The sequence below is a fragment of the Dyella choica genome, assembly GCF_003977665.1.
Lineage (GTDB): Bacteria > Pseudomonadota > Gammaproteobacteria > Xanthomonadales > Rhodanobacteraceae > Dyella_B > Dyella_B choica.
In genome coordinates, this window is the sequence record NZ_RYYV01000001.1 from 250449 (window position 1) to 272579 (window position 22131).

21 protein-coding genes and 1 tRNA gene are annotated in these 22131 nt (G+C 63.3%); 7 read left to right on the forward strand and 15 right to left on the reverse strand.

Annotation, left to right across the window (positions count from 1 at the left end; genetic code table 11):
* Nucleotide 1: 1 nt before the first annotated feature.
* Nucleotides 2-754 (reverse strand): BamJ family beta-barrel-assembly machinery protein, encoded by a 753-nt coding sequence (gene bamJ / locus EKH80_RS01260; RefSeq protein WP_126682907.1) that lies wholly within the window; start codon nt 752-754, stop codon nt 2-4.
* Nucleotides 755-1078: 324 nt separating this feature from the next.
* On the opposite strand from bamJ, the gene EKH80_RS01265 reads away from it, so the two are divergent.
* Entirely contained in the window at nt 1079-1861 is a 783-nt protein-coding gene (locus EKH80_RS01265) for an enoyl-CoA hydratase/isomerase family protein (protein ID WP_126682908.1), read from the forward strand.
* An 86-nt stretch (nt 1862-1947) separates the two neighbouring features.
* On the opposite strand, the gene EKH80_RS01270 is transcribed toward EKH80_RS01265, so the two are convergent.
* From EKH80_RS01270 to EKH80_RS01300, 7 genes are all read right to left on the reverse strand, one after another.
* A complete protein-coding gene (locus tag EKH80_RS01270; RefSeq protein ID WP_126682909.1) occupies nt 1948-2868 on the reverse strand; it encodes a DUF1684 domain-containing protein in 921 nt (306 codons plus the stop codon).
* Nucleotides 2869-2979: 111 nt separating this feature from the next.
* The gene (gene mutL, locus EKH80_RS01275) at nt 2980-4800 is read right to left on the reverse strand and encodes a DNA mismatch repair endonuclease MutL (RefSeq protein ID WP_126682910.1); all 1821 of its coding nucleotides are present in this window, start codon (nt 4798-4800) and stop codon (nt 2980-2982) included.
* Between the two features lie 108 nt (nt 4801-4908).
* A complete protein-coding gene (locus EKH80_RS01280) occupies nt 4909-6444 on the reverse strand; it encodes an N-acetylmuramoyl-L-alanine amidase (protein WP_126682911.1) in 1536 nt (511 codons plus the stop codon).
* Between the two features lie 155 nt (nt 6445-6599).
* Complete coding sequence (locus EKH80_RS01285; protein WP_158628708.1) at nt 6600-7850, reverse strand: ABC transporter permease; 1251 nt, start codon at nt 7848-7850, stop codon at nt 6600-6602.
* A complete protein-coding gene (locus EKH80_RS01290; protein ID WP_126682913.1) occupies nt 7847-9190 on the reverse strand; it encodes an ABC transporter permease in 1344 nt (447 codons plus the stop codon). Before EKH80_RS01290 ends, EKH80_RS01285 begins: the two co-directional genes overlap by 4 nt.
* A gap of 317 nt (nt 9191-9507) precedes the next feature.
* Nucleotides 9508-9969, reverse strand: a complete 462-nt coding sequence (tsaE, locus tag EKH80_RS01295) for a tRNA (adenosine(37)-N6)-threonylcarbamoyltransferase complex ATPase subunit type 1 TsaE (protein ID WP_126682914.1) — start codon at nt 9967-9969, stop codon at nt 9508-9510.
* Nucleotides 9962-11446 carry an NAD(P)H-hydrate dehydratase gene (locus EKH80_RS01300; protein WP_126683193.1) on the reverse strand — a complete coding sequence of 495 codons (1485 nt, stop codon included), beginning with the start codon at nt 11444-11446 and terminating at the stop codon, nt 9962-9964. Before EKH80_RS01300 ends, tsaE begins: the two co-directional genes overlap by 8 nt.
* Nucleotides 11447-11564: 118 nt before the next feature.
* On the opposite strand from EKH80_RS01300, the gene queG reads away from it, so the two are divergent.
* Nucleotides 11565-12635: a tRNA epoxyqueuosine(34) reductase QueG gene (queG, locus tag EKH80_RS01305; protein ID WP_126682915.1), complete on the forward strand. Its 1071-nt coding sequence runs from the start codon at nt 11565-11567 to the stop codon at nt 12633-12635.
* A gap of 126 nt (nt 12636-12761) precedes the next feature.
* Here queG and panD read toward each other — a convergent pair whose 3' ends face one another.
* The 5 genes from panD to pcnB all read right to left on the reverse strand — a co-directional run bounded on the left by panD (nt 12762) and on the right by pcnB (nt 16956).
* Entirely contained in the window at nt 12762-13148 is a 387-nt protein-coding gene (gene panD / locus EKH80_RS01310) for an aspartate 1-decarboxylase (protein ID WP_126682916.1), read from the reverse strand.
* Nucleotides 13149-13273: 125 nt separating this feature from the next.
* The gene (gene panC / locus EKH80_RS01315; RefSeq protein ID WP_126682917.1) at nt 13274-14119 is read right to left on the reverse strand and encodes a pantoate--beta-alanine ligase; all 846 of its coding nucleotides are present in this window, start codon (nt 14117-14119) and stop codon (nt 13274-13276) included.
* Nucleotides 14120-14133: 14 nt separating this feature from the next.
* A complete protein-coding gene (panB, locus tag EKH80_RS01320) occupies nt 14134-14964 on the reverse strand; it encodes a 3-methyl-2-oxobutanoate hydroxymethyltransferase (RefSeq protein ID WP_126682918.1) in 831 nt (276 codons plus the stop codon).
* Between the two features lie 154 nt (nt 14965-15118).
* Nucleotides 15119-15601 (reverse strand): 2-amino-4-hydroxy-6-hydroxymethyldihydropteridine diphosphokinase, encoded by a 483-nt coding sequence (gene folK / locus EKH80_RS01325; protein ID WP_126682919.1) that lies wholly within the window; start codon nt 15599-15601, stop codon nt 15119-15121.
* Nucleotides 15598-16956, reverse strand: coding sequence for a polynucleotide adenylyltransferase PcnB (pcnB, locus tag EKH80_RS01330; RefSeq protein ID WP_126683194.1), 1359 nt, complete (start codon nt 16954-16956; stop codon nt 15598-15600). The genes folK and pcnB overlap by 4 nt, the downstream gene beginning before the upstream one ends.
* 187 nt (nt 16957-17143) lie before the next feature.
* Between pcnB and EKH80_RS01335 the strand changes: the two genes are divergently transcribed.
* Nucleotides 17144-17219: transfer RNA gene (locus EKH80_RS01335), tRNA-Glu, on the forward strand.
* Between the two features lie 51 nt (nt 17220-17270).
* Nucleotides 17271-17594 (forward strand): ferredoxin FdxA, encoded by a 324-nt coding sequence (fdxA, locus tag EKH80_RS01340; RefSeq protein ID WP_126682920.1) that lies wholly within the window; start codon nt 17271-17273, stop codon nt 17592-17594.
* Between the two features lie 82 nt (nt 17595-17676).
* Here the strand turns inward: fdxA and EKH80_RS01345 are convergent, their stop codons facing one another.
* Both EKH80_RS01345 and dapA read right to left on the reverse strand, forming a co-directional pair.
* The gene (locus EKH80_RS01345; RefSeq protein WP_126682921.1) at nt 17677-18273 is read right to left on the reverse strand and encodes a hypothetical protein; all 597 of its coding nucleotides are present in this window, start codon (nt 18271-18273) and stop codon (nt 17677-17679) included.
* A 48-nt stretch (nt 18274-18321) separates the two neighbouring features.
* Nucleotides 18322-19215 (reverse strand): 4-hydroxy-tetrahydrodipicolinate synthase, encoded by an 894-nt coding sequence (gene dapA / locus EKH80_RS01350; protein ID WP_126682922.1) that lies wholly within the window; start codon nt 19213-19215, stop codon nt 18322-18324.
* Between the two features lie 119 nt (nt 19216-19334).
* Between dapA and EKH80_RS01355 the strand changes: the two genes are divergently transcribed.
* The 3 genes from EKH80_RS01355 to EKH80_RS01365 all read left to right on the forward strand — a co-directional run bounded on the left by EKH80_RS01355 (nt 19335) and on the right by EKH80_RS01365 (nt 22060).
* A complete protein-coding gene (locus EKH80_RS01355) occupies nt 19335-19898 on the forward strand; it encodes a glycine cleavage system transcriptional repressor (RefSeq protein ID WP_196240315.1) in 564 nt (187 codons plus the stop codon).
* Nucleotides 19899-20142: 244 nt separating this feature from the next.
* The gene (locus EKH80_RS01360) at nt 20143-20604 is read left to right on the forward strand and encodes a peroxiredoxin (RefSeq protein WP_126682923.1); all 462 of its coding nucleotides are present in this window, start codon (nt 20143-20145) and stop codon (nt 20602-20604) included.
* A gap of 76 nt (nt 20605-20680) precedes the next feature.
* Nucleotides 20681-22060, forward strand: coding sequence for a PhoH family protein (locus tag EKH80_RS01365; RefSeq protein WP_126682924.1), 1380 nt, complete (start codon nt 20681-20683; stop codon nt 22058-22060).
* Nucleotides 22061-22131 lie beyond the last annotated feature (71 nt).

The window sequence follows — 22131 nt, forward strand, 5'->3', positions numbered from 1 at the left end:
GTCAGGGGCCCGGCGCCTGCGGATTCGGCGGCTTGATGTCGAGTAGTTCAATGTCGAACACCAGCGCCTGGTTCGGGCCGATGCGCGGCAGCGCGCCCTGCTCGCCGTAGGCCAGTGCGGGAGGAATGACGACCTTCCAGCGGTCGCCCACGTGCATGTGCGGGATCACGTACTGCCAGCCTCGGATCACCTTGTCCACGGTGAAAGTCACCGGCTTGCCGTGTGCCCAGGTACTATCGAATTCGGTACCGTCGATCAGCATGCCGCGGTAGTTGACGGTAACCTGGTTGTCGGTACTCGGGCTGACCGTGCCGTCACCCTTCTTGATCACCGAATACTGGATGCCCGACGGGAGCTGCACCACACCGGACAGCGTTGCGTTGTGCGTCAGGTACTCGGTGCTCTTCTTGGCATTTTCGGTGGCGATCCGATTGAATTCGGCCATGGCCTGCTCATGCATGCGTTCGCCCAGGCCGACCAGCTGGTTGTACATGTCCTGTTTGGAAACGGCAGGCGGACGTTTGGCGTAGGCGTCCTCGATGGCTTTTTGCAGCACACCCATGTCGATCGGGAAATCACCATCGGAGAACTGCGTGCCGATACGGTAGCCGATGGCGTAGGACAGCTTGTGCTTATCGAGCTTCACCACCGGGGGTTTCGGTTGCGAAGCACCGGACGCGTTCGTTCCCTGCGCCTGCGCCGTGCATGCGGCAAGCAACAGTAGAACCGGAAGCAAGCAACGCGCAGGGATCATTCTTTTCTCCAGGCTGCAAAACCGCCCAACACCTCCGTGCGGCTGGCATCCTTGAGCGGCCGCCGTAGGGGCAAACAGAACTGATGGGTACGACTTGGAGACATGGGGCGGGCTCTAAGCATACGGCCAAAGCCATCATCGTAGGCAGTCCTGTGGCTCGATACGGCCTGCCGAACGTTCAGCGCGGCGGGGAGACTGCTCAACATCCCCAGGCGGGATATAGCGGGCGGCAAGCAGAGATATCGAACTGGCATTGAGAAAGCCGGAACCGGCAAAGGTTCCCACTGCTAAAATCGGTGCTTTATCTTTGCTTCGGAGTCCAACGTGGCCTACCGCAACCTTGAGATCGGCAATCGTGGTGCCGTGCGCACCATCACTGTCAACCGCCCGGACAAGCTCAATGCGCTCAATCGCGAAACCTTGAACGAGCTGACCTTGGCCTTCAACCAGGCCGCACAGGACGATGCCGTACGATCCATCGTCCTGGCAGGAGCCGGCGACAAGGCGTTCGTGGCCGGGGCGGACATCAGCGAGATGAACGGCTACACGTCGATGCAGGCGCAGAGCTTTTCGCGCACCGGCCAGCGCCTGATGAGCGGCATCGAGCGGCTCGGCAAGCCGGTGATCGCGCGCATCCAGGGCTTCGCCCTGGGCGGGGGCATGGAACTGGCCATGTGCTGCCACCTGCGCATCGCCAGCGAGAAAGCCAAGTTCGGCCAGCCCGAGATCAACCTGGGCCTGATTCCCGGATTCGGCGGCACTCAGCGCCTGTTGCGCCTGGCCGGACGCGGCGCGGCACTTGAACTATGCCTCACCGGCAGCACCATCACGGCGCAGCGCGCCTACGAACTGGGTGTCGTGAACCGCGTCGTGGCGCCGGAAGCGCTGGATGAAACGGTCAACACGCTGGCCGACCAGCTGGCGGCGGCTGCACCGGTGGCAGCGGCGAGCATTCTCGATACAGTGTTGCAGGGCGGCGAGACATCATTGGATCAAGGGCTGGAGTTCGAGACCCAGGCCTTCGCATTGATGTTCGCCACGCAAGACATGAAGGAAGGTACGACTGCGTTCCTTGAAAAGCGCAAGGCCGTGTTCCAGGGGAAATAAAACCGGAACTGCGTAGGCTTAGGTTGCCAAACCCAGCATTGCCGTGAATGTAAACCGCGCGATGCTGGGATTGTCATCCCAGCCTACTAATGCGCGCCGCGGTACTTCTTTTCCCCGGCGGTGATGCGCAGGTCCAGCCGATTCTCCGGCGGAGCCAGCGGACAGGTCGCGAACGGCGTGAACGAGCAAGGCGGGTTGTAAGCCTGGTTGAAATCCAGCACCACCTTGCCGTTTTGCGGCAGGGCTGCGTAAAGGAACCGTGCTGCACCGTAGGTCTCATGCCCGGAGGTACGGTCGGCGAGCACGAAAAACAGCTCGCCACCGGGCTCTTCCTGGTACGGCAGCAGCTCGTAAGTGCGGCCGTCACGAGTAAATACGGCCTTGCCCGGCACCTTGACGGTATCGATGGTACCGATCACGGAACCGATCTGGAGGTCATGCGGTGGATCGAACGATACCCAGTCGGCCACGATGTGCCAGGACCGATCGATCGGAAAATAGTCGATGCCGAGGAAATGCTTGCGTGTCGCGGCTTCGGCATCCTTCACGCGCAGCGCCTTGCGGCCCTCGCGATCGATCACATAGAAACTCGCCGTACCGAAGGCCACTTTGGTGGGTGCAGCGTCGCCTTTGACGTGCATGTCATCGATCAGGGCAGCTTCCTGCAGCGGCTTGCCGTCGATTGTCGCGCCACTGCCCGGAGCGAGCTTAATGCTGGCCTGCCCGCTTGAGTCCAGCGTGATAACGCCCAGATGCGTCGGACCGGCCTGCAGAATGATGTCGTTATCGGCGGCGCTGCCAAGCTTGTTCGCGCCTTCTTGCAACCATTCCAAGCCGATGAGGCTGAGCCAGCCGTCCGCCGCAGTCAGCCGTGCGACACGTTCGGCGCGCCATTTTTCTATGCTTTGCTGATACGCGTCAGGCGTTGCAGCTTGTTGGGGGGTGTCAGCATGCACGAGGGCCACTCCAGTGATCAGGACCAATCCGGTCAGGACGCTACGCCACATGGGGTTTGCTCCACTGGATGCAAGTAACTAGGCTGGGATGATAATCCCAGCTTTCCATGCGGCGTCCAATGCTGGGATTGGCATCCCAGCCTACACAAAATCACAAATTCCTTAACGGCCACGCAGAAAAAGCTTATCCAGTTCGGTCATACCCAGTTGCACCCAGGTCGGGCGGCCGTGGTTGCACTGGCCGGAACGTTCGGTGGCCTCCATTTCGCGTAGCAAGGCGTTCATTTCCGGCAGGGTCAGGCGCCGGCCAGCCCGTACCGAACCATGGCAAGCCATGCTGGACAACAGTTCGTTTTCCAGCTCCTGCAGCTGGCGCGAACTGCCGTGCTGGGCCAGCTCGCCGAGCACGCTGCGCGTGAGTTCGGCCACGTCCGCGCCCTCCAACAAGGCGGGAATACGCCGCACCACCACCGTGGAAGGGCCGCTGCGCGAAAGCTCCAGCCCCCAATCGGCCATGGCGTCGGCATGTTCTTCGGCGGCCGCGGCTTCCTTCGCGCTGACCGGCACCGACAACGGCACCAACAGCATTTGCGAACGAAGATTGCTGCAGGCACGGCCGGCCTTGAGTTTTTCGTAGGTGATGCGCTCGTGCGCAGCGTGCATGTCGACCAGCACCAGGCCGTGCGCATTCTCGGCCAGGATGTAGATGGTCTTGAGCTGCGCCATGGCGAAGCCCAGCGGCGGCGTTTCGCTGTCATCAACCGCGGGCAGGGGTTGTGGCGCAACACTCCGCTGCCCGGCCATCGGCTCACCGAGCAGGGTGGCGTATTCGGCCAGCGGTTCGTCGCGAACACCCAGGTGCAGGCGGCTTTGCGACGCGCTCGCCGGCCAGCTGCTCATGGGTCGGTTCACTTCTTGCACCACGGTCGATGCCACACCTGCCGTGGCCGGCCATGCCGGAGCTTCCGCCGCCTGTTGGCCAGCGCGTGTTTCCGCGAGCGCTTCATGCAAGCTGCGGAACAGGAAATCGTGCACCAGGCGCTGTTCGCGGAAACGCACTTCGCTCTTGGCCGGATGCACGTTCACATCCACGCCGGCGGGATCCAGCTCCAGGTAGAGCACGAAGGCCGGATGGCGGCCATGGAACAGCACGTCGGCATACGCCTGGCGCACCGCGTGCGCAACTACACGATCGCGCACCAGGCGCCCGTTGACGTAAAAGTATTGCGCATCGGCCTGCGACCGCGAAGCCGTCGGCAAGCCCACCCATCCAGATAGGCGCATGCCGGCCGAAGCATGGTCGATGCGCAGGCTCTGCTGCGGAAAGCTTTCGCCCAGCATTTCCGCCACGCGCATCAACATGGCCTTGTCATCGCGCGCCGCCTTCCACACGCGCACGGACTTGCCGTTGTGGCTCAAGCGAAACTCCACGCCGCCGCGCGCCAGTGCGAGTGACTTGAGCAGATCGTCGATGTGCGCGAATTCGGTGCGTTCGGCACGCAGGAACTTCCTGCGCGCCGGCACGTTGTAGAACAGGTCGCGCACTTCCACGCTGGTGCCTTGCGGATGCTGCGCGGGACGTACATCGTGCATGCGGCCGCTGTCGACCTCGATACGGAAAGCATTGTCCGCACCGCGCAGGCGCGAGGTCATGGCGAAACGCCCCACCGAGGCCATCGACGCCAGCGCTTCGCCACGAAATCCCATGCTTGCCACGTGCTCGAGGTCGTCGAAGCTGCCGATCTTGCTGGTGGCGTGAGAGGCCACGGCCAACGGCAGATCGTCGGCTGCGATGCCGTCGCCATCGTCGCGCACGCGAATCAGGCGCGCGCCCCCCAGCTCAATGTCGACTTCAACGCGCCCGGCACCGGCGTCAAGGCTGTTTTCGACCAGTTCCTTCACCACCGAAGACGGCCGTTCGATGACCTCGCCGGCGGCTATCTGATTGATGAGTTCGGGAGGAAGCGGGCGGATGCGTGACATGGGCGCAAGCTTAACAGCGCGCGGCGGCATCACCTATCCGGATTTCGATGCGCTTGCGGCTTTCCATGCGGTTTGCTGATGCCGGGACTGTCATCCCAGCCTGCCGCGCTAGCTATTGGGAATCACCAGCATCGTGCCGATGCGCACGCTGTTGCTGCTGATGCCATTGACGTTCTTGAGCGAATCCACGCTCACGCCGTACTGCTTGGCAATGCTGCGCAACGTTTCGCCGTTGCCGACTCGATGCATGTCACGCACGTCCGCATCCGCCGCTTCGTCGGCGCTGGCCACGGCATTGGACTTGGCATCGTTCGGCAGCACCCCCTTGCGGCGCGCGGCCTCCATGGCAAACCAGGTGCCCGGCGGCGGACTGCTCAGGAAATAGCCTTTCACGCCATCCATGATCGCGGTGGCCAGTTGCTGCTGGTGCGAAGGATCGCGCAACCTGTGCTCTTCGGTCGGATTGCTGATGAAGGCCGTTTCCACCAGGATCGACGGCACGTCCGGTGAACGCAGCACTACGAAGTTGGCACGCTCCACGTAGCCGCGATGGGTGGGCCCAAGTGCCGAGAGCGCATTCAGCACGTTCTGCGCCACCGTCTCGCTCGCCTGCACCGCCCAGCCCTGCTGCATGTCCAGCAGCACGGAGGCGAGACTGTCGTTTTCGGCCGCCAGCGATACGCCGCCGATCAGGTCGGAACTGTTTTCACGATCGGCCAGCATCTGCGCCGCCACCGAACTTTTGCCGCGCGACGACAGCACCCACACGGAAGATCCGCGGGCATCGCTGCTGGAGTACGAATCGGCGTGAACGGCGACGAACAGGTCGGCCTGGTTCTGGCGGGCGATCTCATAACGCTGCTTCAGCGGGATGAAGTAGTCGCCGTCGCGCGTGAGGATCGCCTTCATGCCCGGCTGGCGGTTGATCAGCGCAGCGAGATTGCGCGCCACGGCAAGCGTGACGTCCTTCTCCAGCGTGCCGTCAGGGCCGTGGGCCCCCTGGTCTTTGCCGCCGTGGCCAGCATCCACTGCCACGACGACCTGGCGCTGGCTGTTCAGCAGTACGGCCGCCTGGCGGGTGGTGACACCCTTGCGGGAGGTCAGCTTGCTGCTGGCATTGACCACCACCGGCGCGGGAGTATCGGCCTGGTCGGCCGGAGCGATGGCCGGCGCCGTCTTGCTGGAGGCTACGGCAGTTTCATCACTTTCATCCGGCACCGAGGATCGGGCCGGCGTAGCCGGTTGCTTGCCGCTGCCGGGGTACAGGTCCAGCACGAGCCGATAGCCGGCCTGGCCGGAAGGACCGAGCACAAAAGTCTTCGGCTGACTGTTTGGCGCCACGGACGCGGTCAAGCGCAGTGCATCCCCCTGCGCCGCGCTGACCAGACCCTTGAACAGACCTTGCGCGGCAGGTGCGAGCCGGCCATTGGCGCTGCTGTCAGCCAGCTCGAGCATGACCTGGTCGCCGACCTGGCTGAGCTTGTACTTGGCTGGACCGGAAAGATCGAACACCACTCGGGTGTAGTCATGGCCGGCCCAGACGCGGGCGTTCTTCACTTCAGCCGCGTGCAAGGCGAAACCGGGCACCGCAGCAAACATCGCGGTACCGGCCAGGTAACAAATGCGAGTGAGATAGCCCCTCATGGTGCCGCATTGAAGCTCACCCGATTCCTGAATGCAAGAGGTTTTTCTTTAAATTTCCATGACCTGCATGGCATTTGTTAGATTGACTCAAGCAAGCGGCCATAAACCACGCATTTTGCGTGCACACCCGCACCGACCGATCCACTCGGTTTTCCTCACCCTGCTGCCGCTGCCGCAGGCGAAATGGTCGATGCCCGCAGGGCCGGTACCAGCACAGCAAGCTGTCCAGTCGTCCACAGTGCCAGCGCCCCCAGCGGAAAGTAGAACCAGGGCAGCCGCGGCAATTCGTAGTACCGCATCAGCAACATGCTCAAGCCGTAGGCCAGCGCCATGCCCAGCACGACCCCCAGGCTGGTGAGCAGGAAATTCTCCAGCATGAAGTAGCGCAGGATATCGGTGCGAGTAGCCCCTAGGGCTCGGCGTACCCCGATCTGGCGGCGTCGCTGCTGCACCCAATAGCTGCTCAGGCCGACAATGCCCAAGCCGGTGATCAACAGCAAAGTGACGCATAGTCCGGCCAGCATCCTGGCCATGGCCAGATCCTTGCCGAGCTGTTCTGCGCGCGCATCGGTAAGCGGCCGCTGCGCGATGATGGCGACGTGCGGATCGAGCCTGTGCAGCGTATCCACCGCTGCGTGCAAGACCCGCTGGCGCTCGCCGGCTTCAGTGCGGATCAGGTAGTAGGCACCATCGTCCAGCCACATACGCACCGGCAGAACGATGCTGAAGTCTTCCTCGCCTTCACCGAACAGCACCGGTCGTGGCAGGTGTTCGACTACCCCGACCACCACCGTCGGAGGTTTGCCGCCGGTGAAGTAAAACGGCTTGCCCAACGGGTTCTCGCCAGGCCACACGCGCTCGGCCAGCGCCCTGGTGATCAGTGCTTCGGCAGGGGCAGCCTGGCTGCCTGATTTGAAGACGTCGGCGTAGTCGACGAAGCCGAGCGGGTTCAGCCAGCGGCCGGCCACCAGACGCAGGCCCAAAGTACTGGCCAAGTCCTGGCCGCCATAGACTGCAACCAGTACGCCGGACCGACTGGCTGCGTCCTTCTCGTTGAGCGCCACGTATCCGGGAAAGAACGCGCTGTAGTCCAGTGGCACCAGATTGCTGAGCGCCACATCCTTAACGCTGGGAAGCTGGCGCAAGGCATCGAGCGCTTCGCGGGTGTGACGCTTGGCCTCGTCGCTGCCGGGGATCAGGAGGTTGTCGGCATCGATTTCAACCAGCTGGCTTTCCTCAAAACCGGCCGGCAAGTGCAGCCGCTTGAGGTGCAGGCTCATCAGGAAGACGCTGTTGCTCACTACGCCGCAGCTGAGGGCGATCACCAGCACCAGCAGCACAAGCACCACTTTGTGTCGCAACAGGGCGGAGAGAATCGGCTTGAGGTCCAAGGCGGCGGCGCTCACTGGGTCTTCAACTGCAGCGCAGGCGAGACCTGGCAGGCACGCCATGCCGGCAGCAAGCCGACCAGCAGACTGCTACCCAGGGCAATCACGATGCTGACAACCAGCATGCCGACATCCATATGCACAAGCGCGGTGTAGTCGATGTCCCCGTTTGGCTGCTGCCGCACCAGCCACAGGCCTAGATAGGCCAGCACCAGTCCGATCAGGCCGCCCACCGCCCCGATCATGCCGGCTTCGATCAGCAGTTGCGCGAACACTGTTCGCCGCGACGCCCCCATGGCGCGACGCACGCCCAAGGTGCCGGTGCTGCGCATGAATTTGGCCAGCATCAGCCCGGTGGCATTGATCAGGCAGACCAGCAGAAAGGCGAAGGCCAGCCACACCTGCACACGCGATTCGTCCGAAACCGCATGAAAGGTCTCCAGCCACTGGCTTACGTTGCGCAGACGTATGTTGGCCGGCCGCTGGAATCGGCCCAGCGTCCTCTGCTGTTCCGAATAGTGGGTGAGAAAGTCGCGATAGGCCGATACCTTCGCCGCGCTGTCCAATTGCACCCACATCTGCAGCCAGGCGCAGGGCGCGCTTTTCTTCTGCTGGTTGTCGGTGGGAAAAGACGCTTTTTCGGTCCAGCAGCGCCGGCTGCCTGCCGGGCGCAGCTCGGCATCGATAGCCGCTGCCAAGGGAACGTAGGCCATGTACTCATCCGTGAATTCGACGGCCCCATAGGAGCCATAGATGCGTGGCAGGATCCGCCAATGGTTCAGCACGCCTACCACGCGAAACGGCACGTTCCTCAACACGACGATACGACCGCTGCTGTCGGCGCCGCCGAACAACATGTCGTTGAGCGTATCGGTAATGACTGCCACTCGCTCGCCGCGCTCGTCATCAGCCTCGCTCCAGGCGTGGCCATAACGGAATGGAGCGCCGAACATGGGGAAGAAATCGGCGGTCGTGTACAGCCCGAAGGAATGGCTGGGCATGACCTGGCTATCGGGCAGCTCCACGCGAAAAGAACCGGTCGCCATGACTGCCTGGCGATCCGCGCGATGCGCATGCCACAAAGCCATCGCGTCGATCCAGCTCAGCTGGGTATAGGGCTCGTCGTCGCCGACACGAAGGCTGGCGTTGCTGCGGTCACTGGATTCGCGCGGGTCCAGCTGCGGCCGATAAAGCTCGCCGCTGCGCCCGGGATAGGGGTCGTGGGTCAATACGTGGTAAACGGTGAGCGCCGTCGTGCTCGCACCGATGCCGATGGCGATGGTCAACACCATCAACAACGTCAAAGCGATATCGCGCCAAAGACTCCGTATGGCCAGCGCAGCGTAGTAACCGAACACAAACTCCCTCCCCACTAGCCAATCATTCCTGGTCAACTTGCGCGCTAGCCGCCGGCTTGCCTTCTTATAACGTCCATGTTCGCTGTCTAAGGAACGTGAAGCCGTGGACCAAACTCGCGTAGAAACTTGTTCGGATGCCTGATTGGCGCCAGGTCTCAACTACGCCTGGCCCCCGCAAGCCGAGAAGCTGCGTGTAGGCTGGGATGGCAATCCCGGCATCGGATGCAGCTTGGAAACCGGGTTTATCATCCCAGCGTACGCGCTGCGAAAGTGCCTACGAGTTTGCGAAAAATCTCAGGAGCCCAGGCGAGGCTCCCTCAGCCAAGCCGGGCCAGGACCTGCTCGCCGCGCGCGGATTTCGGTTGCAGGCGCGCGTGGCGGCCTTCACCGCGGTAACACAGCTGCACCTCCATATCCGGCGCAGGCAACGCCCCTAGTCCGCGTTCGGGCCATTCCACCAGCACGACGGCTGCGCGATCGGCCAGCGCATCCAGGCCCAGCCATTCCAGCTCGCCGGGATCGGCGATGCGGTAAAGATCCAGATGCCAAGCCGGCCGGCCGTCCTGGCCCCGATAGCCTTCGACCAGGCTGTAGGTAGGACTTTTGATGCGCTCGCCGACGCCCATGGCGGTCAGCATGGCCCGCGCAAAACTGGTCTTGCCCGCCCCCAGCTCACCGTACAGGTAAACGACCAGGCCACTGTCCAGTGCTCCGGCGAGCCGGCGGCCCAGCTCGCGCGTGGCGTCTTCGTCGGGCAGTTCCCAGTGTTGTTCAGTCATGATCGAGTCCGTTGCCCAGCGCGCGCAGCGGATCCAGCAAATCGCTGGCCATCAGGCCTCGCTCACCCTTGCGTGCGGCTACGTCGCCAGCCCTCGCATGCTGGCCGACGCCGATACGGGCTGCGTCCCAGGCCGAACAGCCTTGCGCCATCAATGCCGCGATCACGCCCGTCAACAGGTCGCCCATGCCGCCACTGGCCATGCCGGGATTGCCCCAGGTACAGACGTCCAGACGTCCATCCGGATTCGCGATGAGGCTGCCCGAGCCTTTCAATACGACCACGGCTCCATAGCGTTGCGCCAGTTCGCGCGCTGCAGCGAATCGATCAGCCTGTACTTCGACATTGGTCCTGGCGAGCAGTCGCGCCGCTTCGCCCGGATGCGGTGTAAGCACCGCCGGCGCGGCGAAACGGTGCTGTTCGCGCGCTAGCAGGTTCAGGCCGTCAGCATCCAGCACCAGCGGTTTGCCGCTGTCCAATGCGGTCAACCACAGCGCATGCCCCCACGCGCCCTGCCCCAGACCCGGCCCTACAGCCAGCACGCTGGCTCGGGCGAGCATGGATTGAAGTTCCTGCGGCCCATGCACACCATGCGCCATCAATTCCGGGCGCGCGCTGTTCAATGCCGTGAGATTTTCGCTGCGGGTAGCGACGCTCACGAGTCCCGCCCCACAACGCAGCGCCGCTTCGCCACACAGGCGGATGGCACCTGCCGTGCCGTGATCGCCGCCGATCGCCAGCACGTGCCCGCAATCGCCTTTGTGCGCATCGCGTGCGCGCGGTCCCAGATGCATGGCGTCGAGCAATGTCGCGTCGGCAGGCATGCCTTGCCACAGGATCTCCGGCAGGCCGAGTGTATTGATCTCCAGCGCACCGGTCCGGGTCGCGGCCTGTCCCGTATACATGCCGCGCTTGGCGGCGATGAAGCTCAACGTCACCGGGGCACGGATCGCCGCACCGGGACAATGACCGGTATCTGCGTTCAACCCGGATGGAATATCCACCGCCAGCACAGGTATGCCGGAGGCATTGATGCGTTCGATCAAGGCGCTCGCCGCAGCCTCCGGTGCACGATTCAGACCCGTACCATAAAGCGCATCCACATACACGTCGGCGTGCGGCAGCGAGGCATCCTGATGCCAGCGATGCGTGATGCCGCCGCCGCGTTGCCACACATCGCGCGCAAGCGCGGCGTCACCGCAAGCGGCATCGCTCAACTCCACCACTTCGGCACCAAGGCCGGCGTCCTGTGCAAGGCCGGCGATCAGATAACCATCCCCACCGTTGTTGCCCGGGCCGCAAAACACTGCGATGCATCGCGCGTGCGGCCAATGCCGGCGCAGGCAAGCGAAGGCCGCCGTGGCCGCCCGATTCATAAGCTCGAAGCCGCTGATACCCAGTTCGTCGATGGCGCGCCGGTCGAGGGCGCGCACCTGTTCGACGGTGTAAAGTTCACGAAGGTGCCGGTTTGCGTGCATCGGCCGATTATATAGAGACTGGCTCATGTCTCCGCGTGGTTCACCATGTGCCTGACCGGCCTTTGGGCCGGGCCGCGCGCAGGCATGAGCCGGGCTCTGCGGGCGTTAAACTATGCACATGTCCACGCAAGTCATTCCCGACTACACCGCGCTTGCCCGCGATATCAAGCACTGGGCGCGCGAGCTCGGTTTCGCCGAAGCCGGCATCAGCGGCGTCACGCTGGAGCAGGACGAGCAGCATCTGAATCGCTGGCTGGAAGACGGCTACCACGGCGAGATGGACTACATGGCGCGCCATGGCAGCAAGCGCAGCCGCCCGGATGAACTGGAGCCAGGCACGCAACGTGTGATCTCGGTACGCATGGATTACCTGCCGCCGGGGACCCAGCACGCCTGGGACGTGCTGCAGGATGCCGAGGCCGGCTATGTCGCGCGCTACGCGCTGGGCCGGGACTACCACAAGCTGATGCGCAACCGGCTGCAGAAACTGGCCGACCGCATTCGCGGGGCGATCGGCGATTTCGGCTACCGCGCTTATGTCGATTCCGCCCCGGTGCTGGAAAAAGCGCTCGCGCGCAATGCCGGCCTCGGCTGGATCGGCAAGCACACGGTGCTGATCAACCGCCTGGCCGGCTCGTATTTTTTTCTCGGCGAGCTGTACACCAACCTGCCGCTGCCGGTCGACGAAGCGGCAACCGCGCATTGCGGTAGCTGTCGCAAATGCATCGACATCTGCCCGACTCAGGCCATCGTCGGGCCGTATCGCCTGGATGCGCGCCGCTGCATTTCCTATCTCACGATCGAGCTGAAAGGCTCGATTCCTGAGGAGCTGCGTGCGCCGATGGGCAACCGCATTTTCGGTTGCGACGATTGCCAGTTGATCTGCCCATGGAACAAGTTCGCGCAAGATACGAGCGAGCCGGATTTCGCACCGCGGCATAGCCTGGACGGTGCGAAGCTGGTGGAACTGTTCGATTGGAGCGAGGAAGAATTCCTGCGGCGCACGGAAGGCATGGCGATCCGCCGCACAGGCTACGAGGGCTGGTTGCGCAATATTGCGGTGGCGCTTGGCAATGCGCCCTCGTCAGAGGGAGTGCGCGCGGCATTGCTGAAGCGCGCCGAACATTCATCGGCCATCGTACGCGAGCATGTGGCCTGGGCGCTGGAGCGCCATCGCCAAGTTCCTTAACAGCCGTCATTTCCGCGCAGGCGGAGGAGCTTTTCAACGGCGAATACCGGTCAATCCATTTTCAAAGATGGATCAGAGCAAGGCAAAATGGTTTCCCGCTTGCGCGGGAATGACGGCTGCACTGCGTTACGCGACCGCCATCTGCTTGGGAATCGAGCGATTCGTATGGCTGATGCGGTTGTCCTTGTCCACGTACACCAGGGTGGGCTGGAACTTCTCCACTTCCGCCTCATTGAGATGCACGAAGGCCGCGATGATGACCAGGTCACCCGGCTGTGCACGGTGCGCGGCGCTGCCGTTCACCGAGATGATGCCGGAGCCTTCTTCAGCGCGCAGCGCGTAGGTAACGAAGCGCTTGCCGTTATTGATGTTCCAGGCGTGGATTTGCTCGTATTCGCGGATGCCCGAGGCATCGAGCAGCAGGCCGTCGATGGCGATCGAACCCTCATAGTGCAGCTCCGCATGGGTTACGGTGGCACGATGGATCTTCGCCTTCAGCATGTTCAGTTGCATGACTTCATTCCAGCAGGAACTGCCTGCATAGCTCGCTATTATCCCGCCGCTGCCGGCATCGCCGCAACGGCACCCGCCCCGTAAATGGGGTGGCGCCGGTCAGCCTTCAATAGCGCAGAAATGTTTCAATCAAACAACAGGTTATCGATCAGCCGGGTGGTGCCCAGGCGAGCTGCGATCAGCGCCACGAGGCCTTCCCGCTCGCCGTCGGCCGGCTCGGCCAGGTCCTCGGCCCGCCGGATGGCGGCGTAATCGGGGGCGAAGCCGGCCCGTTCCAGTTTCGATGCTGCCGCCTGCTCCACCACCTTGCGGGCGTGCCCCTTGGCGATCAGCTCGCGCATCTGCTGCAGGGTCTCGTAGATCAGGGGCGCGCTCGCCCGGTCACTCGCCGACAGGTACTGGTTGCGCGAGCTGAGCGCCAGCCCGTCTTCCGCCCGCTGGGTGGAGCCGCTCATCACCTTCACCGGCAAGGACAGGTCGCGCACCAGGCGCTCGATCACCTTCAGCTGCTGGAAATCCTTCTGGCCGAAGATCGCGATATCCGGCTGCACCAGGTTGAACAGCTTGCACACCACCGTGGCCACGCCGTCGAAATGGCCGGGACGATGCGCGCCCTCCAGGGTCTCGGTCAGTTCCGGCACATGCAAGCTGACGCTCCTTTCCGCACCAAAGGGATACATCACCGCCACGTCTGGCGCGAACAGCAAGTCGCACCCCGATTCGGCCAGCCCGGCCTGATCCTGCGCAAGCGTGCGCGGATAGCGCTCGAAATCCTCGTTCGGGCCGAACTGGGTAGGATTGACGAACACGCTGGCCACGACGCGGTCTGTGCGCGTGCGCGCCAGCTTCACCAACGAGTGATGCCCTGCGTGCAGGTTGCCCATGGTCGGCACGAAGCCGATCGTGTGCCCTTGCCCGCGCCAGCCGCGAATGGTGGCGCGCAAGCTTGCGGCATCTTGAAGGGTTTGCATGAAAAGTGTCCGTTCTAGTTATAACCGTGTTCGGCGGCAGGAAATGCTCCGCTGCGCACTTCGGCGACGAAGGCGGCAACCGCCTCCTGCACCGAGCCGCGGCCGGCCAGAAAATCCTTGCTGAACTTGGGACGCTTGCCGGGAGTAATGCCCAGCATGTCGTAGATCACCAGCACCTGCCCATCGCAGTGGGGGCCAGCGCCGATGCCGATGACGGGGATATCGAGGGCCTTTGTAACGCGCTCACCCAGTGTCGTGGGCACCCCTTCCAGCACCAGGATATCGGCACCGGCCTGCTGGACCGCCAGCGCTTCATTCACGACGCGCTCGGCCGCTTCATGTTCGCGGCCCTGCACCTTGTAGCCCCCGAACTTGTGCACCGATTGCGGCGTGAGTCCCAGGTGCGCGCACACCGGAATGGCGCGCCCGGCCAAGGCATGAATCGACTCCAGGATGTGCGCCCCGGCGCCTTCGATCTTCACCATCGCCGCGCCTGCTTCGCCGACCAGCCGCGCACCGGCTTCCAGCGCATGGTCGACGTTGCGGTCGGCCATGAAAGGCATGTCGGCGACCAGCAACGTAGCGGACAGACCGCGCGCCACCATGCTGGTGTGATAGACCATCTGATCGAGCGTGACCGGCAGGGTACTGCGTTGGCCTTGCACCACCATGCCCAATGAATCGCCGACCAGGGCGATGTCGACACCGGCCCATTCCAATTGCGCGGCGAAGCTCGCGTCGTACGCGGTGAGCATGACGATCTTGCGCCCTTCCGCCTTCATCGCATGCAGGCCCGGTACCGTCACCGGTTTGCGAACGGGAGCGCTGGCGTTTTCCACGTACACGGCCATTCCTTTTATGTTGCGGTGAACAATTATCCGGCGCGCGGCGGCAACGCTCAAGCCAATGGCATACAGCCTTGCGTATCAACGGCATGTAGGCTGGGATGACAATCCCAGCTCTGCGGCGACATCCGAGTGCTGGGATTGTCATCCCAGCCTACGTGACGGGCGTGCAACCATGGGTGTCGACGCCCTGCAGCAGGTTCGCCACCTTACCTTGCCCCGGAATCTCCAGCTCGGGCGCCACGTCGTGCAACGGCAACAGCACGAAGGCGCGATCGGCGATATGCGGATGGGGCAAGGTCAGGCGCTCGCTGTTCACGGTTCTGCCGGCTACGTGCAGCAAATCCAGATCGAGGGTGCGCGGCCCCCAACGGTCGCCGTTGCGCTGGCGGCCGGCGGCGCGCTCGATGTTCAGCAAGGCTTCGAGCAAATCGTGCGGCGCCAGCGCCGTTTCAATCGCCACCACCGCATTGAGGAAATCCGGCTGATCGAGCACCCCCCACGGTGGCGTGCGATAGAGCCGTGAGCGCGCCAGCACTTCGGTTTGGGGCAGCACAGCCAGCGCTTCGATGGCATCCAGCAGGTGTTGTCGCGTATCGCCAAGGTTACTGCCCAACGCGATGTAGGCGCGCATCAGACGGTCCCGGACTTACCGGCGGCAGGCTTGCGCCTCCGCTTGCGCTTGCCTGGCGCGCCGGCGCGCGCCGGCTCGGCTTCGCCGGCGGCGTTGGCCTGGTGTAGCGGCAGCGCGGCAGCCAGCGTTTCATGCGGCAATTGCTGCGCATGCGACCACCACTGGCCGAGTTCGCCGATCGCCGGCGATTCGGCCGCGCGCAGCAGCAGGAAATCGAACGCAGCGCGGAACCGCGGATGGGCCAGCAGACGGAAGACCTTCTTGCGCTGAATCTGCTCGAAGCGCGGCTGCAGCGACCAGATTTCTTCCATCGTGATGGTGAAGCGACGAGGAATCGCCACGCGCTGGCATTGCTCGGCCACCACGTGCATGGCGGCACGCGCCCATGCCTCGTTGATATCTTTGCCGTGCGTGGCCCAGGTGTGGGCCAGGTCACGTACTTCGCCCCATAGCAGCACGGCGAACAGGAACGCCGGCGTGACCGACTTGCCCTCGGCCACGCGGGCATCGGTGTTTTCCAAGCCCTGTTCGACCAATGAGCGCAATGCCTTGTCACCGCGCTTGAGCGCGCGCGCCGTGGCCGGGAACATGAACTTGAGCAGCCCACATTCCTCGAGCATGCGGAAGCTCTTGCGGCCGTAGCCGGCCAGAAACATTTTCAGTGATTCGTCGAACAATCGCGCCGGCGCGACGCCGCTGAGCAACGGACCGAGTTCCGCGAACGGTGCGGATGCGGAAGCGTCGATGCGGAAATCGAGCTTGGCCGCCAAGCGTACGGCGCGCAGCATGCGCACCGGATCTTCACGATAGCGCGTGGATGGATCACCAATCAGATGCAGCACGCGGTCCTCAAGATCCTTGATGCCGCCCACGTAGTCGCGCACGGAGAAATCGCTGATGTCGTAATACATCGCGTTGACGCGAAAATCGCGGCGCAGCGCATCTTCCTCGATCGTACCCCACACGTTGTCGCGCACGATGCGGCCGTCCACGATGTGCCGATCGCCCTCGACGCCTTCTTCTTCGCTGGCGCCGCGGAAGGTTGCCACTTCGATGATTTCCGTGCCGTACACCACGTGCGCGAGACGGAAGCGACGGCCGATCAGGCGACAGTTGCGGAACAGCTTCTTCACTTCATCCGGCGTGGCGTTGGTGGCCACGTCGAAATCCTTGGGATGGCCGCCCAGCAACAGGTCGCGGACGGCGCCGCCGACCAGGTAAGCGTCGTAGCCGGCTTCGTTCAGGCGATAGAGCACGCGCAAGGCAGCCTTGCTGATGTTCTTGCGGGAAATCGTGTGCTGCTCGCGCGGAATGATGCGCAGGGCAAGCTTGGCGTCGTTCCTGGCTGTGGGATTCAAGCGATCGAAATCCTTGCGGGTATCCAAATCCGGGGGCGTATGGTCGGGCACGCCTGGCGTGCCTCGATACCTTCCGGCACCGGTCGTAAGCATTGTCCTGCAAGCGCTCCCGCTGGTGCGAGGACACTGTCTCAAGGCGTTGCCGGACGAGACAATTCAGCTATACTAGCGCGCTTCGCGACAAATCGCTCCCATCGTCTAGTGGCCCAGGACACCGCCCTCTCAAGGCGGGAACACGAGTTCGAACCTCGTTGGGAGCGCCACCGTCCATTCCGTATGATCGGCTCACCGATCCCTAGCAGGCACATGGCAGCATGACTTTCGTCGTCACCGACAACTGCATCAAGTGCAAATACACCGATTGTGTCGAAGTCTGTCCGGTCGACGCTTTCCACGAAGGCCCCAATTTCCTGGCGATCAATCCGGACGAGTGCATCGACTGCACCCTGTGCGAGCCGGAATGCCCGATCAACGCGATCTACCCGGAGGACGACGTTCCCGCCGGCCAGGAGCATTTCACCGCCCTGAACAAAGAGCTCGCCAAGGCTTGGCCGGTGATCACGGTACGCAAGGATGCCCTGCCGGATGCGAAGGAATGGGAGAACAAGCCGGAGAAGATCAAGCTGCTCGAACGCTGAGCGCCGCCGGATCCGGTACCTAAAAAAAACGCCGCAAAAGCGGCGTTTTTTTTGTTTGGCCGGTTCAGGCCGAGCGTAGCGCTCAGCCCTTTCCGCCCAGGCGCGACTTCAGGCTGTCGACCACCTTGGCCACGGCTGCCGCATCACCCTGCGCACGCACTTCGCTCGAGCCCTGGCCGCTGCTGTTCACAGTGACCACGACCGCCCGCGGCGCCACATTCGGGCCGCTCGAATTGCCACTGCTACCACGGCCGAACAGGCGGCTGATGAAGCCACCCTTTTCCGCCGGCTGGTCGGACGCCAGCACGTTCAGGCTATAGCTGTGCGCGGCGTCGTCATGACCCTGCAGCGTGCCGATTTCGCCATTGCTAAGAGCTTCGCCCACGCGGCGATAGGTGTTGTCCACGCTGTCGGCCAGGATGAAGCCATCGGTAATCGCGCTGGGAGTGTTGCCCACGCGCGCGGTGGCGCCATTGGCGGTCGGGTGATTGGCACCCTGCGGCGGAATCACCAGCGCGGCGCTGGCGTTGGGGGTGTCCATGCCCGGCGGAATTTCCAGCGGAGTTTGCTGCTTGGCCGTCTGCCAGGCCTTTTCGGAACGGAAGATGCCGCAGCCCGAAAGGAGCAAGCCAGTCAAAACCAAGGCCGGCAGGGCGACGGCGAGGGAAGATTTCTTCATGTAGTGAATTCCGTTGGGTTCCGAAAGGATAATCAGTAGCCGATCAGGTTAAGCGGCATCCGCCAAGGATGCCAGAGTCGCCAAGGCCTTGCTTAGCTGCTCGCGCGCCGGCCCCTGCTCCAGTTCCACCAAGGGCAGGCGAGGCATCGCCGTGCCCAGCCCCAGCTCCGGCAAGCCAGCCTTCACCGCGATCGGATTGGGCGCGCAGTTGAGCGCCTGCACCAGCGGTTCCAGCACGGCGTTGCAGCGCGCAGTAGCGGCCCGGTCGCCTGCCGTGGCCGCGTCGCACAACGCACGAAAAGCCTTGGGCGCCAGGTTGGCTACCACCGAGATCACGCCCCCGGCGCCGGCCAGCATGGCTTGCCCCCCGGTGCCGTCGTCGCCGGACAGATAGACGAAATCCGGTCGCACAAGTTCCGCGCTGCGCTGGATCCGCTCGGCATCGGCACGTGCTTCCTTGATGCCGATGATGGCCGGATGATCGCGCAAGACCGCGGTGGTTTCCGGCGCCAGGTCGCAGGCCGTGCGGCTGGGCACGTTGTAGAGAATCACCGGCAGGCCACCGTGATCGGCCACTTCGAGGAAGTGGCGACGCAGACCTTCCTGCGTCGGGCGCACGTAATACGGCGCCACCACCAAGGCGGCATTCGCCCCAAGCACGCGTGCGCGCTGCGTAAGAGCCACGGTTTTGGCAGTGCCCGCCTCGCCGGTGCCGGCAATGACCGGAATACGGCCGGCGACACGCTCCACCGCAAAGGCCAGCAGGCGATCGTATTCATCGTGTTCGAGCATGTGGGCTTCGCCGGTGGAACCAGCGACGACCACCGCCTGGGTGCCGCCCGCGATCTGGAAGTCGAGCAGACGGCCGAACGCCGTCAGGTCGAGCGCCCCATCCGAGCCGAATGGAGTGACCAGCGCGCAGACGCTTCCGTGAATCTTCATGGCGCGATCCGCACAAAAAAACTAAGACATAACATCTTACTTGCGGGCTCGCGGGACGGGCAAGTAAGCTGGCGTATCGTTCGTCGTCATCCCGCACGACGCGGGGGTCGCCTCCATCCATGTCCACCAACCCTTTTTCTGCGCGATCCAGCAACGACCATCAATTGCTGATCCAGACGCTGACGCCGGCCACGCGTACCCCGCTGCTCGCACTGGCCCGGCGCATTGCCGATGCCGGCTGCAATCTTTCCGATGCGCGCGTATCGACCATCGGCGCGGATACCTCCCTTACCCTGCTCGCCAGCGGCGCCTGGGATGCGGTAGCCAAGCTCGAAACCGCCTTGACCAAGCTGGCGCGCGAGGAAGAGCTGCGCCTTACGCATTATCGCACCAGCCTGCGCGAACCGAGCGGCCACCTGTTGCCGTACCTGGTGGAAGTGGTGTCGTCCGATCGTCCCGGCATCCTGGTCAAGATCGTCGATTTTTTCAGCCGCCACGACATCAGCGTGGAACAGCTCAGCTCGATGCGCTACCAGGCCATGCAGACCGGCGCCGCGATGTTCCAGGCGCAGTTCACGATCGGGGTGCCGGATAAACTGCACATAGCCGCTTTGCGCGACGACTTCCTGGAATTCTGCGATGGCCTGAATCTGGATGCCATCATGGATCCGGTGAAATTCTAGCGGCGGCGACGCCTTCTGCCTGTTCGCGTCACGTAGGCCGGGATGACTATCCCAGCCTGGATGCGGCTTGCGGATGCTGGGATTGTCATCCCAGCCTACGTGCGGAATCCGAATTCGATGCCGGACACGATGAAATTCTAGGATGCTCCGCCTTTAGCCATCTGACAAGGCTGTTTCCGTAACGTTTGCCGCGCTAGTCTGCGCCCCAGCAATGGCATTACCCAAGCAGGCTAGCGGAGAGCCCATGCCCGAACTAGGCAAGAAAGTCCCCAAGCTGCACGGCGTCACCGGCGACGGCAGTACGCTGAAACTCGATTCACTGAAAGGCCAATGGGTAGTGCTCTACTTCTACCCCAAGGACAGTACCCCCGGTTGCACCAGCGAAGCCCAAGACTTCCGCGACCTCTACCCCAAGTTCCAAAAGCGCCATGCCGAAATCATCGGCGTCTCGCGCGACTCGGTGAAATCCCACGCCAACTTCGCCAGCAAGCAGGAACTGCCGTTCCCGCTGCTGTCCGATGCGGACGAAGCCTGGTGCCAGGCCTTCGACGTGATCCACGAAAAAGTGCTGTACGGAAAACGTCATATGGGCGTGGTACGCAGTACCTTCCTGATCGACCCCGACGGCAAGCTCGCCGCCCAGTGGCGGGGCGTGAAAGTACCCGGCCATGCCCAGGCGGTGCTCGACGCCATTCCTGCACGGTGATTTTTACGATCGTCCCTGACGCCCGCGATCACGTGACGCGATCCATCCACCTCCCACCTCGTGAGGTTACTTCCGCATGACCGGAAGCAAGCGCATCTACGCCCTCGACACCAACGTGCTGTTGCATGACCCTACGTCGCTGTTCCGTTTCGAGGAGCACGACGTCTTCATCCCGATGACCGTGCTGGAGGAACTGGACGAAAAGAAGAAAGGCGCCTCGGAAGTTTCGCGCAACGGGCGCCAGGTCAGCCGCTTCCTCAATGAACTGATCGAGCGCGGCAACGGCCACGGCATCAGCAATGGCCTGGAACTGGAAAATCCCGAAGGCGTCTCGCTCAGGCGCGGCGGCGCGGTCGGCCGGCTGTATTTCCAGCAGCGCACCACCAACGGCCACGGCAAGGCCGACAACCTGATCCTTTCGGCGGTGATCGAGCTGCGCGAGGAGAACCCTGGCCGCTCGGTGATTCTGGTCACCAAGGACATCAACCTGCGCATCAAGGCCAAGATCTATGGCATCGATGCGGAGGACTACGAAAACGACCGCGCGCTGGACGATTTCGCCCTGCTCTACACCGGCTCGGCCGAACTTGCGGAAGACTTCTGGGACCGTCATCCGGAAGTGCAGTCGTGGAACGAGCGCGGCCGCACCTTCTACAAGGTCGATCGCCGCAAGGACGAGGACTGGCATCCCAACCAGTGCCTGTTCCTGCCCGGCGACAACAGCGTGGAATTGCGCGTGCTGCACGTCGACGATGTGCGTGCCACGTTGGTGCTGCTCGATGATCGCAGCCACACCAATCACAGCGTATGGGGAATCGCCGCACGCAACCGCGAGCAGAATTTCGCGCTCAACGTGCTGATGGACCCGGATGTGGATTTCGTGACCCTGCTCGGCACCGCCGGCACCGGCAAGACCTTGCTGGCGCTTGCCGCGGGTTTGGCGCAGGTGATGGACCAGCAGCGCTACCGCGAAATCATTATGACGCGCGCCACGGTCTCGGTCGGCGAGGACATCGGTTTCCTGCCCGGCACCGAGGAAGAGAAGATGACGCCGTGGATGGGCGCACTGACCGACAACCTCGAAGTGCTCGCCAACCCGGAAGAAGGCGGCAGCTGGGGACGCCAGGCCACCAATGACCTGCTGGCCTCGCGCATCAAGATCCGCTCGCTGAACTTCATGCGCGGGCGCACCTTCCTTTCGCGCTATCTGATCATCGACGAGGCGCAGAACCTCACGCCGAAGCAGATGAAGACCCTGATCACCCGTGCGGGCCCCGGCACCAAGATCGTGTGCCTGGGCAATGTGGAGCAGATCGACACCCCCTACCTCACCGAAACCACTTCGGGCCTGACGTACGCGGTCGATCGCTTCAAGCATTGGGCGCATTCGGCGCACATCACGCTTCGACGCGGCGAGCGCTCGCGTTTGGCCGATTTTGCCTCCGAGGCGTTGTAGCCCTAGGCGCAGGCCGCGTAGGCTGGGATGGCAATCCCAGCATTCGGGGTACCGGTCGGAAAGCTGGGATT